Genomic DNA, 13,341 nt, shown 5'->3' on the forward strand with positions numbered 1-13,341 from the left:
GAGCCTGGCACGTGACCGCTATCTGATGCAGTGCGGCCTCAAAGCCCCTGCTCGGCAAACGGGAGAGCCAAGGCCAGTGCTTCGTCCAGCTTCGCCGGCTCGCTACCGCCGCCTTGCGCCATATCCGGGCGACCGCCGCCTTTTCCGCCCACCGCGGCGGCGGCCTGCTTCATCAGGTCACCGGCTTTCAGGCGAAAGGTCAGATCCTGTGTCACACCAGCGACGAGCACCACCTTATCGTCCTGAACCCCGCCAAGGAGAATGACGGCACTACCCAGCTTGTTCTTCAGCTGATCGACCAGCGCCAGCAATGCTTTGCCGTCCAGACCATCCTGGCGCGCCGCAAGCACCCGCACGCCCTTGACCTCGATCGCGGAACCCGCCAGGTCGTTGCCCGCTGCGCTGGCCGCCTTCGCCTTGAGCTGCTCGAGTTCCTTTTCCAGCTGACGGTTGCGCTCGAGGATGCCGCCTAGCTTGTCCAGCAGATTGTCGCGACTGCCCTTGACCAGGTTCGCGGCCTCTTTCAGCTGCTCCTCGGCAGCATTCAGGTAGGCCAGCGCCGGCGCTCCGGTAACCGCCTCGATACGACGCACACCAGCAGCCACGCCGCCTTCACTGGTGATTTTGAACAGACCGATGTCACCGGTGCGGTTCACATGGGTGCCGCCACACAGCTCCACCGAAAAGCCGCCGCCCATGGTCAGAACCCGTACCGAATCGCCGTACTTCTCGCCAAACAGCGCCATCGCGCCCTTGCCCTTGGCGGTATCAATGTCGGTTTCCTCGATTTCTACCGCGGAATTGCGGCGAATCTCGGCGTTTACCCGATCCTCCAGCGCGCGGAGCTGCTCGGGTTTGATCGCCTCAAAATGACTGAAGTCGAAGCGTAGACGCTGACTGTCCACCAGCGAGCCCTTCTGACTTACGTGCTCGCCGAGAATTTCTCGCAGCGCCGCATGCAACAGGTGGGTCGCCGAATGGTTGAGCGCAGTAGCCTGGCGTACTGACGCGTCGACCGTAGCCTCGACATCTGTACCTACGCGCAGCGTGCCGCTGTCGACGATGCCGTGATGCAGGAACGCGCTGCCAGCCTTGCTGGTATCGCGGACGTCGAAACGCAGCCCTTGAGCCTGGAGGTAACCGCAGTCACCGGTCTGGCCGCCAGATTCGGCGTAGAACGGCGTCTGATCGAGCACCACGACGCCCTCTTCCCCGGCGCTCAGGCTGTCGACCACCATGCCTTCCTTGAACAGCGCCAAGACCTTTCCGGTGCCGGACGTACCCTGGTAGCCGATGAAGCGCGTTTCGCCTTCAACCTTGACCAGGCTGTTGTAATCCATGCCGAAGGCGCTGGCAGAACGCGCCCGCTCGCGCTGGGCCTGCATTTCGCGCTCGAAGCCATCTTCGTCGAGGGTCAGATTGCGCTCGCGCGCGATGTCGCCAGTCAGGTCGACCGGAAAGCCGTAGGTGTCGTACAACTTGAACACCACATCGCCGGGGATGACGCTGCCGGTAAGCCCCGCCAGATCCTGCTCAAGAATCTTCAGGCCCTGCTCCAGAGTCTTGGCGAACTGCTCTTCCTCGTTTTTCAGCACGCGCTCGATATGCGCCTGCTGCTGCTTGAGCTCGGGGAACGCATCGCCCATCTCCGCGACCAGCGCGGCAACGATACGGTGAAAGAAGCTGCCCTTGGCGCCCAGCTTGTTGCCGTGGCGGCAGGCGCGGCGAATGATGCGACGCAGCACGTAACCCCGGCCTTCGTTGGACGGGGTAACGCCATCGGCGATCAGAAAGCCACAAGAGCGGATATGGTCAGCAACGACCTTCAGCGAAGCCTGGCCTTCGTTGGCGCAGCCGATGGCATCCGCCGCGGCGTTGAGCAGGCTCTGGAACAGATCGATTTCGTAGTTGGAGTTGACGTGCTGCAGCACCGCACTGACGCGCTCCAGGCCCATGCCGGTGTCGACGCTAGGCGCCGGCAGCGGATGCATGACGCCATCAGCGGTGCGATTGAACTGCATGAACACGTTGTTCCAGATCTCGATGTAGCGATCACCATCTTCCTCTGGCGAGCCGGGCGGACCGCCCCAGATGTGTTCGCCGTGGTCGAAAAAGATCTCGGTGCACGGGCCGCACGGGCCGGTATCGCCCATCGCCCAGAAATTGTCCGACGCGTAAGGGGCGCCCTTGTTGTCGCCGATTCGCACCATGCGCTCGGCTGGCACGCCGACTTCTTTGGTCCAGATGTCATAGGCCTCGTCGTCGCTGGCGTAGACCGTGACCCAAAGCTTTTCCTTGGGCAAGTTCAGCCACTTCTCGGAGGTCAGGAACTCCCAGGCATAGGTGATCGCATCGCGCTTGAAATAGTCGCCGAAGCTGAAGTTGCCGAGCATCTCGAAGAAAGTATGGTGCCGCGCGGTATAGCCGACGTTTTCCAGATCGTTGTGCTTGCCACCCGCGCGGACGCATTTCTGGCTGGTAGTGGCGCGGGTGTAGGCGCGCTTTTCCAGGCCGAGAAAGCAGTCCTTGAACTGGTTCATACCAGCGTTGGTGAACAGCAGGGTCGGATCGTTCGCCGGAATCAGCGAACTGGAGGCCACGCGCGCGTGGCCCTTCTCTTCGAAGAAGCGGAGGAAGGCTTCACGGATTTCTGCGCTTTTCATAGATTTCTTCCAGAGGACTGCGGCCGAACGGCTGCAAAACGACACGGCGAGGCGGGACCACCGAAGGCCGGTTCGCAACTACCCAAACGGATAGCCGGCAAAGGGCCGCATTATATCGGCCCTGCGCGCCGGGTATAGGGGATAAAGGCGATTGAATCAAGCAATTCGACGTCAGCCGCGACCCATGTTTTTTGCAAAATCGGCGAACGCTTTCACCACCACCGGCATGTGCTCGTCGTGCAGGTCCATATGCGTGACCAGCCTCAGCCGCGCCGCAGGCGCCAAGCGAATGCCCCGCTGCGCGCAAAAAGCCGTTAGCGCCGTCGCTTGAGTCCCTACGTCGACGTAGGCCATGTTGGTCTGCACCGGCTCTACGACAAAGCCCAGCGCTGCCAGCTCGCTGCCCAGCCACTCTGCGCGGCGATGATCGTCGGCCATACGCTCTACGTTGTGCTCCAGCGCGTAAAGGCCAGCAGCCGCGAGGATCCCGGCCTGGCGCATACCGCCGCCAACCATTTTGCGCAGGCGTCGAGCCTTGGCGATGAACGCATCGCTGCCGCATAGCACCGAACCGACTGGCGCGCCCAGGCCCTTGGAGAGGCACACCGACACCGTATCGAAATGACGGGTGATTTCGCGCGCATCGCAACCAAGCTTCACTGCCGCGTTGAACAGCCGCGCACCATCCAGATGCAACGCCAGATCGCGCTGACGCGTGAATTCGCGTGCAGCGGCCAGATAGTCCAGCGGCAACACTTTGCCATGCATGGTGTTTTCCAGCGCCAGCAAACGGCTGCGGGCGAAGTGGAAATTGTCCGGCTTGATCGCTGCCTCGACACGCCCTAGATCCAGCGTTCCGTCGGCTTCCATCTCGATGGGCTGAGGCTGGATCGAGCCAAGCACAGCCGCGCCGCCACCCTCGTACTTATAGGTGTGCGCTTGCTGCCCAACGATGTATTCGTCGCCACGCTCGCAGTGCGCCATCAGGCCCAGCAGATTGCTCATGGTTCCAGACGGCACGAACATCGCTGCGCTGTAACCGAGATCTCCCGCCAGCTGCCGCTCGAGGCGGCTCACGGTCGGGTCTTCACCGTAGACATCATCGCCGGTTTCGGCGCGAAGCATCGCTTCGCGCATCCTGGCGGTAGGCTGGGTGACGGTGTCGCTGCGTAGATCGATGTCATTCATGAAGTCACCTCTGCAAGCAAGCGGATCAGACCAGCAACGAAGTCGACGACGCGATCAGCGCAGCAGACGGGTGTTGAGCACCTTCGAGCCACCGCCCAACAGCGTTTCGGTCATGGCGATGAAGTCATCGGTGCTGACCACATCCATGCGCATCAATCCACGACTGACATCATCGAGCGAGTGGCGGCTCTTGCTGCGCTGACGGATCTCCTTGTCCAGGTCCTGCAACAGCAGAACCGCGCGGGCAGTCACCGCCCCGGTGGAATTTTCGGTGCGCAGACTGTCGACCTTGCGGCTCCATTTGGTCAGATGCTCACGCACCGCCTGGTAGCGATCCTCACTCATGCCACCGGCACGCCGTACCAGCTCGATGGCGTAGTACTCGGCCAGGCCTTCGCTGATCCAGTCGCTGCGATCGGTGTCCTTGATGCGGCTGAAGACGTGTACCAGCTCGTGTACCAGGGAGCTGGTGCCGTTCTCGCTTACCAGGGGGCGATCGGCATGCATGTACAAAGAATTGGGCCCGGACAGGCCGCCCCGCCACATCGGGTCACCAGCACCGACGATCAGCAGCTTCGCCGGGTCGCGCGGGAAAACGTTCTGCACCTGAGGCCAGACGAATGTCAGCATCGTCAGGATATCCATACGGCGCACACCCTCGCCCACTGGCGCGGCGACGGTCACATCCGTTTCGCCAAGCCTGGCGCGACGGGTACCGAGCTTGCCGGCGAGCATCCAACCGGTCGGGCGGTCGAACAGTCGCTCGCGGTTTTCCACGCGAAAGCGGTTCTTACCAATACGCGGCCAGCCGGTTTCAATGCTCTTCCACCCCTCGGGTAATTCAAAGGTGATTCGCGATACCAGCTTCACGCCATCCACTTGATCGAGCCGCGCTGGCGGCACCAGATCATCGCCGCGAAATAACGCCCAATCGCTGGTCATCCGCGCATCGAAGCGACCGTTGCTACGAGGATGGCTAATGCGCACGCGATAGCTGAGGCGAGCCTTGCCTGGAGCGGGTCGCCAGGTTCCCTGCTCCGGTGTTTCCTGCTCCCACTCGCCGTCTGCTTCGAAGTCGCTGTAGTAGCCCTCGTCACCCAGATTGAACTGCAGGCGACGAACCACCTCGCCTTTCTCCAGAATCAACTGCACCACCGCCTGGTCTTCCTCAGGAAGAAAACGCACGTGGTAGTCCAGATCCACCGTCTTGGCAGCCTGAGCCTGTGCGCTGGCAAAAAGAATTAGAGCAAACAGCGACAGCAGTCGAGCGAACATCGAAGAGAACTCCAGGGATCGGTAAACGCGAGGGGCGGCGCTGGTCTTGAGACGGTGCGAGCGAGGCTTAGATTCAACCGGCACGGAAAATCAGGTGGTCTTCCCAATGTTCCTCGGCGACGCTGCCTTCGGCGAGCATCCTGCCCGATTGGGAGATCCGCTCGACATGAACGGCCTCGCGGTCACCGCAGACCAGATGATGCCAAAGCGGAAGATCCTTGCGCTCGGCCACCAAACGATAGGCACAGGTCGGCGGCAGCCACTTGAACTGAGCGGCATCGGAGGCGTTCAGCTGAATGCAGTCCGGCACACTTGCGCGCCGGTTCGGATAGTCGCTGCACTGACAGGTCTTCAGGTCGAGAAGCTTGCAGGCGATGCGTGTGTAATACACGGCACCGTCTTCCTCGTCCTCGAGCTTTTGCAGGCAGCAGAGGCCGCAACCGTCGCACAGCGACTCCCACTCGACGGGGTCAAGTTCGGCGAGGGTTTTGCGCATCCAGAAGGGTTCGACTTTGGCCGCCATGTGACTGTCACTACCGATAAAACTGGCAAGTCTAGCCACTGCCGGATATCCGGCCAATAGCCGGCAGGCGGACCGGACGACACCGGCCCGCTGGGAAGCCGATCACATCGGATCATTACGGCGCAGCAGTTCCTCCGGCAGATGCTCGATGTAGTCATCCTCCGCCGGCGGCATCTGCAGGTGATAACCCTGGTTCTGGATGTTGGCCAGTACCGTGGCGATATCTTCGCGTGCCAGCTGCCGAGCAGGCGTCAGAACCATTTCGAATGCCAATTGCGGAGGGCCGAATGCGGCGAGCAACCCCTCAGGCACACGCTTGAGCGCTTCACGCTTTTCCACGTAAAGGTACATACCGTCCTTGCGCGGGCTTTTATAGATGGAGCAGATCAACTTCATGATTGTTTTTCCAGAACTTCGAGCAGGGCCTGCCCCATCAGCTCGCGGCGCCAGCCACGCAGCGAATCAGGCAGTTGATAGGGACCGTCGGGATAGCCAGTTTTGAGCAGCGCTTCGAGCGTTTTCTTGCGCAGCATCAGCTCCGGTGCAATATCCAGCGCCTGCGCTTCGCGCTGACCAACCGCACGCAATTTCTTCAGTACTGACGAAACCTCCAGAGGCAATGGTTCCGGCAGCGGTGCCGGCCAGCCCTGCTCGGGCGTTGCCGCCGCCTGGCGGATCATCTCCAGCAACGCCTCGCCGTCTTGACGCACGGTACGTGGGTGCATGTCTTCAATGCGCGCGAGCACCACCAGATCACGTGGCTGCGTACGCGCCAGCGGCCACAGGCTGGCCTCGCGCAGCACGCGATTGCGCGGCTGGTTGCGAATGCGGGCCTGCCGCTCGCGCCAGGCAGACAGCACTTTCAGTACAGCGAGCTGCTGGGGCTTGAGCCGCCAAGCCTGCTTGACGTCGCGATAGGCCTCGTCCGGGTTGGACTCACGCTGCAGATTGGCCACCAGCTCGGCCCCATCCTCCAGCACCCAGGCGCGCTTGTCGTCGGACAGCTTCGGCAACAGTGCTTCGTAAAGCTCAGCCAGATGCTGGGCATCCTCGGCGGCGTATTGCACCTGCATATCGCTCAATGGCCGTTGCAGCCAATCCGAGCGCGTCTCACCCTTGGGTAGTTCGATGCCGAGCACCGCCTGCACCAGCCGTGAATACCCCATGGAAAAGCCAATGTTCAGGTAACCAGCCGCCAGCTGGGTATCAAACAGCGGCAGCGGCAGGCTGCCAGTCAGGCGCAGCAGCACTTCGAGATCCTCACTGCAAGCATGCAGCACCTTCACCACGGCCGGTTCTTGCAATACGCTGGCGAACGCGGACCAATCGCGCACGCTAAGTGGGTCAATCAGATAGGCGCGCCGTCCATCACCGACCTGCACCAGCCCGGCAATGGGATAGAAGGTATCGACCCTCATGAATTCGGTATCCACCGCCACATAGGGCAGCTGGCGCCATTCGGCGCACAGGCGGGTCAGATGCTCATCATCCAGAACCCATTGAGTTTCGATGGCCACACGGCCCTCCTTTTCGGCTGACGACCGGCGCGCGGCCGAACGAGGCGCGCAGTATATATCGAGCACCCTACCGGCCGGGGCATTCATGGCCGGCGCACACGCTGGTAGTGTTGCGCAACAATCCGCTCTGGAGTCGTTCGATGCCACTCGCCCAACTCATTACCGCCGCAGAGCTTGCCCAGCGCATGCATGAGCCCGACCTGCTTATCCTCGATTGCCGCTTCGCCCTGGAAGATCCGGCCTATGGCGAACGCAGTTACCTAGAGAGCCATATCCCCGGCGCGCGCTTCGCTGACCTGGAAAAGGATCTGTCCGGCCCGGTGGTTCCTGGCGTAACTGGCCGGCATCCACTGCCCGATCCGCAGCGGTTGCTGACACGTTTGCGGCAATGGGGGCTCGATGAGCACAGCGACCTGGTGCTCTATGACGACGGGCCCGGCGCATTCGCGGCACGGGCGTGGTGGTTGCTGATGTGGCTGGGTAAACGCGAAGGTATCCACCTGCTCGACGGCGGATTGAAAGCCTGGCAGGAAGCCGGCTTGCCGCAGGACGACGCGATACCAGCGGGCAAGCCCGGCAGTTTTTCCGGTACTGCCGACACCAGCATGACCGCGGACGCCAGATGGCTGCAGGAGCATTTGGATAGCGCCGAACTGACACTGCTCGACGCTCGCGCACTGCCGCGCTTCCTCGGCGAAGTGGAACCCATCGACCCGGTTGCCGGGCATATTCCCGGCGCGGTATGCGCACCTTTTACCGAGAATCTGGACGCCAAGAGCCGCTTTCTCTCGCCCGCGCAACTCCATGACAGGTTCGCTCAGCAGCTCGGCGGCAACCCGCCCGAGGCCGCTGTGGCTTATTGCGGCTCCGGCGTCACCGCCTGCCACAACCTATTTGCACTGTGCCTGGCCGGTTACCCGCTGGCGAGGCTGTATCCAGGGTCGTGGAGCGAGTGGATAACCGACCCGAACCGCCCTCGCGCCTGATACCGAGCACCCCGCTGCGCCCATGCGCAGCGTGGCCAGCCAGTCAGATTGCGCCTGTGTAGTTTTCAGCGAAATTACATTTGTTTTCACAACCGTTAGTCGCCATCTTTACGAAAAATTGCAATTCATTGTCTTGCTACCTGTCCGAAAAAGTTGCTAGGTTCCGACCCGCTTTCATCCCGGAGTAGTAGAACAATGAAAACAACATGGTTGAAGACCGCGCTCGCGGTAGCCGTAGGCGCCTTGTCCACCCAGGCCATGTCGGCCGGTTTTGCCCTCAATGAACAGAGCATCAGTGGCATGGGCACCTCGTTCGCAGGCCGCTCATCTTCCGCCGACGACGCCACCACCCTCTTTGGCAACCCGGCCGGCATGTCTCGCCTCAAGCGCGAAGAAGTCAGCTTCGGTATGGCGGCAATTCATGCGAAGACGGATATTAAAGACGCGAGCAGCGCACCGGTCCCGACCGGAAGTAACGACGGCGACATGGTCCCGTTTACTGCAGTCCCCATGGGCTATTACGTGAAGCCGCTTGATGATAAATGGGCTGCCGGCGTGGGCATCTACGTACCGTTCGGCATGATCACCGATTACGAAAACGGCTTTCAGGGTCGCTACTTTGGCGATTACAGCGAAGTACGCGTGATCACCGTACAGCCGACTGTCAGCTATCGATTTAACGATAAATTGTCGATCGGCTTCGGCCCTACCTTCAATCGAATCGACGGCGAATTGCAGAGCGCGACCCTTAACGGTGGCCGCGTCAAAGTAAAAGGCGACGACACTGCAATGGGCTTCAACGCAGGCGTGCTTTACGAATTCAGTCCACAGACACGTATGGGCGTTACCTACCATTCCAAGGTGGAATTCGAGCTGGAAGGCGACACACAGCTGTCCGGAGCCGGCTTCGGACCCTTCGTCGGCAAATATGACGCCTCGCTCGATCTCACCACCCCTGAGTCCATTGATGTGTCCGTCACTCACGAGCTGAATGACGACTGGACGCTCTATGCCGGTGCGATGTGGACTCGCTGGAGCCGCTTTGAAGCCATCGTAATTGAGAATGAGGGCATGCCCTCGCTGCTCCCCTCAACCGTGCAGACAATTGTGGAAGAACAGGACTGGCATGACACTTGGTCCTATGCGATAGGTGCCGCCTACAAGCTGAACCGTACCTGGACACTGCGCAGCGGCTTGGCTTTTGATCAAAGTCCAACCAATAACGTGCATCGCTCACCGCGCATTCCTACCGGCGACCGTACTGCCGTCAGCGTCGGGCTAGCCTGGAACCCTACGGATGATGTGACCGTCGACTTGGCGTACTCCTATCTCTGGGAAGAAGACACTAAGATTCGCCGCGAAAGCCCGACTCGGGGTACCTACAACGCCACCTATGAAAACAGCGCCCATGGCTTCGGTGCTGCTCTGAGCTACCGCTTCTAACGTAGCAATAGACAAAAAAAGCCCCGGTTCTCCGGGGCTTTTTTCGTTCTAGCGCTTCAACGCCTTTTCCACCGCCGCGATCAGACGCGGATCATCCGGCTTCACCTTGCTGGAAAAATACTCGACGACGCGCCCTTCCCGATCGATCACATACTTGTAGAAATTCCAGCGCGGCGCCGCCCCGGCCTGTTCGGCCAGCTCGCGAAACAATGGCGTGGCGTTTCGCCCGCGCACCGGCTGAGTCTGGGTCATGCTGAAAGTCACGCCGTAGTTCACGTAACAGACCTCGGCCGTCTCGGCCTCGTCATCGGCCTCTTGGAAGAAGTCGTCCGAGGGCACGCCGAGCACCTCCAATCCGTCATCCTTGTAGCGTTGATAGAGCGCTTCGAGCCCCTTGAATTGCCCGGTGAATCCGCAATGACTGGCGGTGTTGACCACAACCAGGGCCTTGCCCTGGAACTGGCTGCACAGATCGACGGTTTCCTTGGAGCGCAGCTTGGGCAGCTCGTGCTGCAGCAGCGCCGGGCATTCGGCGGCAACTACCGAGGCGCTGGCGAAGACCAGCACCAGTGTCGCCAGTGGACGAGTGATATTCATGGCCAGATCTCCGGTCGCGGGCTCACCACGCTACTCCGCAGCTTTGCTCGCGACAATGCCCCCGCGTGCCTAAGCACGTCTGGTCAATCACTGCGCGGCCAAACTGCAATATGATGCGGCCAGTCGCTCCGCACCGAACGAGGCTGTATGTCCCTATTCCGACTGTTCCGTTACGCCATGGCACTACTTCTGTTGCCTGTAGGCGATGCGTTTGCAGCGCAGGTGCAGGTTGCAGTCGCCTCCAACTTCACCGCACCGATGCAGGAGATCGCCGCACGCTTCGAGCACGACACGGGCCATCAGGCGCGTCTCGCTTTCGGCGCCAGCGGCAAGTTCTACGCACAGATTCGCAACGGCGCGCCATTCGAGGTGCTGCTTTCGGCAGATGACACGACGCCGGGGCGCCTTGAGCAGGAAGGCGCAGCCGTGCCCGCTAGCCGCTTCACCTACGCCATCGGTCGCCTGGTGCTGTGGTCGCCCACCGCCGGATTGGTGGAGGACGGCCCTGAGTTGCTGCGCAAGGGCGATTTTCGCCACCTCGCCGTCGCCAATCCCAAGACCGCACCCTATGGCGCGGCCGCCCAGGCGACGCTGGCGCATCTTGGTCTCGCCGAAACCCTGCGTGGCCGACTGGTACAGGGCGAAAATATCGCCCAGACTCACCAGTTCGTAGCCAGCGGTAACGCCCAGTTGGGATTCATCGCGCTATCCCAGGTCGCGAAGAACGGCGAGATTGTCACTGGTTCGGGCTGGATCGTACCGGCCGACCTGCATCCACCGATCCGCCAGGAAGCCGTGCTGCTGACCAAGGGGAAGGACAACCCGGCGGCCAAGGCGCTGATGGAATACCTGGCGCAGCCCCCGATCCAGGAGCTGATCCGCTCGTTCGGCTACGGGTTGGAGTAGCAACATGCCGCTGGACAGCGTGGACCTTGCAGCGATCTGGCTGACCTTCAAACTGGCCAGCGTGACCACGCTGATCCTGTTGCTGCTCGGCACGCCCATCGCCTGGTGGCTGGCGCGCACCACTTCGCGAATGAAGGGACCGATCGGGGCCGTGGTCGCGTTGCCGCTGGTGCTTCCACCGACGGTGCTGGGCTTCTATCTGCTGGTTGCCATGGGGCCAAACGGCTTTATCGGCCAGTTCACCCAGAGCCTCGGCCTTGGCACGTTGCCATTCACCTTCGCCGGGCTGGTGGTCGGATCGGTGTTCTACTCCCTGCCATTTGTGGTGCAACCATTGCAGAACGCCTTCGAAGCCATTGGTGAACGCCCACTGGAAGCGGCTGCCACCCTGCGCGCCGGCCCCTTGGACACCTTCTTTAGCGTGGTCCTGCCGCTTGCCCGCCCCGGTTTCATTACCGCCAGCATCCTCGGTTTCGCCCATACCGTCGGCGAGTTCGGCGTTGTGCTGATGATCGGTGGGAATATTCCAGGTCAGACCCGCGTGGTTTCGGTTCAGATTTACGACCATGTCGAAGCCATGGAGTACGCCCAGGCCCACTGGCTGGCTGGCGGCATGCTGCTGTTCTCCTTCCTGGTGCTGCTGGTGCTTTATGGCAGCCGGTTAAAGCAAGGGTGGCGCGGATGAGCGACGCTGCAACCAACAGCGGAATCCAGGCACGTTTTCGCCTCGACTATGCCGACTTCAGTCTGGACGTCGATCTGCAGCTGCCTGGCCGCGGGGTGACCGCGCTGTTCGGCCATTCCGGCTCGGGCAAGACCACCCTGTTGCGCTGCGTGGCCGGGCTCGAGCGGGCCAGCGATGGGCAGCTGACCGTCAACGGCGAACGCTGGCAGAACAGTACGCAGAACGTTTTCGTGCCACCGCACCGTCGCTCCATTGGTTACGTATTTCAGGAGGCCAACCTATTCGCCCACCTATCGGTGCAGCGCAATCTTGAATTCGGCATGCGCCGCGTGGCGACGAGGGAGCGACGTGTTGTCCTGGATCAAGCGGTGGAGTTACTTGGAATCAACCACCTGCTTGAGCGTATGCCCGACCGACTGTCCGGCGGCGAACGCCAGCGCGTCGGCATCGCCCGTGCACTGCTGACCAGTCCGCGCCTGTTGCTGATGGACGAACCCCTGGCCGCGCTCGACCTCAAGCGCAAGAACGAGATCCTTCCGTATCTGGAACGACTGCACGACGAGCTGGATATCCCCGTGCTCTACGTCAGCCACTCGCCGGACGAAGTGGCGCGGCTGGCCGATCACGTCGTGCTGCTGGAGCAGGGTCGTGCCATCGCCCAGGGCGAACTGCGTGAGACGCTGGCGAGGCTGGACTTGCCGACCGCCTTCAGTGATGACGCAGGTGTGGTGATCGAAGGCCAGGTCGCCGGGCACGACGCCCAGTACCACCTGACCCAACTGAGCTTTCCCGGCGGTGAGGTGCTGGTATCGCAGCGCCCTGAAGCCCTGGGCCAACGCCTGCGCTTTCGCGTCCACGCGCGGGATGTGAGCCTGGCACTGGAGCGTGCCGAAGGCAGCAGCATCACCAATCTCCTGCCCGCACGCGTCGAGGCAATGGTTGCAGCCGATACGCCGGCCCACGTATTGATCCGCCTCGATGCCGGCGGCACGCCGCTGCTGGCACGCATCACCCGACGCTCGGCCGACCAGCTGGCCATCACTCCCGGTCAGGCGCTGTGGGCGCAGATCAAGACGGTGGCGCTGCTGGGCTGAGCGGGCTCAAGCCGCGGCCGGTTCCGGCAGCTTGGCGATCACCTTGATCTCGAACTGGAAGCCGTAAAGCCAGGTAACCCCAACGGCTGTCAGCGTCGGGTGCGGCGCAGCGCCCCAGTATTCCGGCACGACGCTCCAGACTCGCTCGAAGATTGCTTGCGGATCGACCATAAACACGGTGACGTCGATGACATCGTCGAACGTACAACCCGCCGCTTGCAGAATCGCATTCAGGTTATCGAACGCACGCCGCACCTGCGTTTCCAGTTCCGGTTCGGGTGAGCCGTCCTCGCGGCTGCCGACCTGACCGGAAACGAACAGTAAGCCATTGTTGCGGATGGCCGGGGAATAGCGATTACGCTCATAGAGCGCCTGGCGTCCGGGCGGAAAAACAACGTCACGCGGTGTCATGTGCAACCTCCAGCGAGGATCTAGGCGATCCGTTGAACGAAGGCGTCACTGTA

13 protein-coding genes are annotated in these 13,341 nt (G+C 61.7%); 5 read left to right on the forward strand and 8 right to left on the reverse strand.

The genetic code is table 11. From position 1 onward, the window contains the following. Positions 1–38: 38 nt before the first annotated feature. From alaS to rnd, 6 genes are all read right to left on the reverse strand, one after another. On the reverse strand, positions 39–2,663 hold the full coding sequence (gene alaS / locus SM130_RS15570) for an alanine--tRNA ligase (protein WP_102825138.1): 2,625 nt from the start codon (positions 2,661–2,663) through the stop codon (positions 39–41). A 171-nt stretch (positions 2,664–2,834) separates the two neighbouring features. Beyond that, on the reverse strand, positions 2,835–3,851 hold the full coding sequence (gene ltaE / locus SM130_RS15575) for a low-specificity L-threonine aldolase (RefSeq protein WP_102825137.1): 1,017 nt from the start codon (positions 3,849–3,851) through the stop codon (positions 2,835–2,837). A 54-nt stretch (positions 3,852–3,905) separates the two neighbouring features. Beyond that, a complete protein-coding gene (locus tag SM130_RS15580; protein ID WP_102825136.1) occupies positions 3,906–5,126 on the reverse strand; it encodes a hypothetical protein in 1,221 nt (406 codons plus the stop codon). A 73-nt stretch (positions 5,127–5,199) separates the two neighbouring features. Beyond that, on the reverse strand, positions 5,200–5,649 hold the full coding sequence (locus tag SM130_RS15585; RefSeq protein WP_102825135.1) for a YcgN family cysteine cluster protein: 450 nt from the start codon (positions 5,647–5,649) through the stop codon (positions 5,200–5,202). A 102-nt stretch (positions 5,650–5,751) separates the two neighbouring features. After that, positions 5,752–6,045 carry a YcgL domain-containing protein gene (locus tag SM130_RS15590; RefSeq protein WP_102825134.1) on the reverse strand — a complete coding sequence of 98 codons (294 nt, stop codon included), beginning with the start codon at positions 6,043–6,045 and terminating at the stop codon, positions 5,752–5,754. After that, complete coding sequence (gene rnd / locus SM130_RS15595) at positions 6,042–7,166, reverse strand: ribonuclease D (RefSeq protein WP_102825133.1); 1,125 nt, start codon at positions 7,164–7,166, stop codon at positions 6,042–6,044. Before rnd ends, SM130_RS15590 begins: the two co-directional genes overlap by 4 nt. A gap of 140 nt (positions 7,167–7,306) precedes the next feature. Between rnd and SM130_RS15600 the strand changes: the two genes are divergently transcribed. Further along, a complete protein-coding gene (locus tag SM130_RS15600) occupies positions 7,307–8,152 on the forward strand; it encodes a sulfurtransferase (protein ID WP_102825132.1) in 846 nt (281 codons plus the stop codon). 195 nt (positions 8,153–8,347) lie between these two features. After that, the gene (locus SM130_RS15605; protein WP_102825131.1) at positions 8,348–9,595 is read left to right on the forward strand and encodes an OmpP1/FadL family transporter; all 1,248 of its coding nucleotides are present in this window, start codon (positions 8,348–8,350) and stop codon (positions 9,593–9,595) included. Positions 9,596–9,643: 48 nt separating this feature from the next. On the opposite strand, the gene SM130_RS15610 is transcribed toward SM130_RS15605, so the two are convergent. Beyond that, positions 9,644–10,192 (reverse strand): glutathione peroxidase, encoded by a 549-nt coding sequence (locus SM130_RS15610; protein ID WP_102825130.1) that lies wholly within the window; start codon positions 10,190–10,192, stop codon positions 9,644–9,646. 147 nt (positions 10,193–10,339) lie between these two features. Between SM130_RS15610 and modA the strand changes: the two genes are divergently transcribed. The 3 genes from modA to modC are packed head-to-tail and all read left to right on the forward strand — an operon-like array spanning position 10,340 to position 12,877. Continuing rightward, positions 10,340–11,098, forward strand: coding sequence for a molybdate ABC transporter substrate-binding protein (modA, locus tag SM130_RS15615; protein ID WP_102825129.1), 759 nt, complete (start codon positions 10,340–10,342; stop codon positions 11,096–11,098). Positions 11,099–11,102: 4 nt separating this feature from the next. Next, complete coding sequence (gene modB, locus SM130_RS15620) at positions 11,103–11,783, forward strand: molybdate ABC transporter permease subunit (RefSeq protein WP_102825128.1); 681 nt, start codon at positions 11,103–11,105, stop codon at positions 11,781–11,783. Next, positions 11,780–12,877, forward strand: a complete 1,098-nt coding sequence (modC, locus tag SM130_RS15625) for a molybdenum ABC transporter ATP-binding protein (RefSeq protein ID WP_102825127.1) — start codon at positions 11,780–11,782, stop codon at positions 12,875–12,877. Before modB ends, modC begins: the two co-directional genes overlap by 4 nt. A gap of 6 nt (positions 12,878–12,883) precedes the next feature. On the opposite strand, the gene SM130_RS15630 is transcribed toward modC, so the two are convergent. Beyond that, a complete protein-coding gene (locus SM130_RS15630; RefSeq protein WP_102825126.1) occupies positions 12,884–13,288 on the reverse strand; it encodes a RidA family protein in 405 nt (134 codons plus the stop codon). Positions 13,289–13,341 lie beyond the last annotated feature (53 nt).

This window comes from Stutzerimonas stutzeri, from assembly GCF_038561965.1.
In the GTDB taxonomy this organism is placed as follows: Bacteria; Pseudomonadota; Gammaproteobacteria; order Pseudomonadales; family Pseudomonadaceae; genus Stutzerimonas; species Stutzerimonas stutzeri_AA.

Bases quoted from the DNA above. Each gene is read 5' to 3' on its own strand.
- modB (WP_102825128.1), top strand. From the start codon at position 11,103: ATGCCGCTGGACAGCGTGGACCTTGCAGCGATCTGGCTGACCTTCAAA.
- SM130_RS15585 (WP_102825135.1), bottom strand. From the start codon at position 5,649: ATGGCGGCCAAAGTCGAACCCTTCTGGATGCGCAAAACCCTCGCCGAA.
- modC (WP_102825127.1), top strand. From the start codon at position 11,780: ATGAGCGACGCTGCAACCAACAGCGGAATCCAGGCACGTTTTCGCCTC.
- SM130_RS15600 (WP_102825132.1), top strand. From the start codon at position 7,307: ATGCCACTCGCCCAACTCATTACCGCCGCAGAGCTTGCCCAGCGCATG.
- SM130_RS15630 (WP_102825126.1), bottom strand. From the start codon at position 13,288: ATGACACCGCGTGACGTTGTTTTTCCGCCCGGACGCCAGGCGCTCTAT.
- ltaE (WP_102825137.1), bottom strand. From the start codon at position 3,851: ATGAATGACATCGATCTACGCAGCGACACCGTCACCCAGCCTACCGCC.
- SM130_RS15580 (WP_102825136.1), bottom strand. From the start codon at position 5,126: ATGTTCGCTCGACTGCTGTCGCTGTTTGCTCTAATTCTTTTTGCCAGC.
- modA (WP_102825129.1), top strand. From the start codon at position 10,340: ATGTCCCTATTCCGACTGTTCCGTTACGCCATGGCACTACTTCTGTTG.
- alaS (WP_102825138.1), bottom strand. From the start codon at position 2,663: ATGAAAAGCGCAGAAATCCGTGAAGCCTTCCTCCGCTTCTTCGAAGAG.
- SM130_RS15610 (WP_102825130.1), bottom strand. From the start codon at position 10,192: ATGAATATCACTCGTCCACTGGCGACACTGGTGCTGGTCTTCGCCAGC.
- SM130_RS15590 (WP_102825134.1), bottom strand. From the start codon at position 6,045: ATGAAGTTGATCTGCTCCATCTATAAAAGCCCGCGCAAGGACGGTATG.
- SM130_RS15605 (WP_102825131.1), top strand. From the start codon at position 8,348: ATGAAAACAACATGGTTGAAGACCGCGCTCGCGGTAGCCGTAGGCGCC.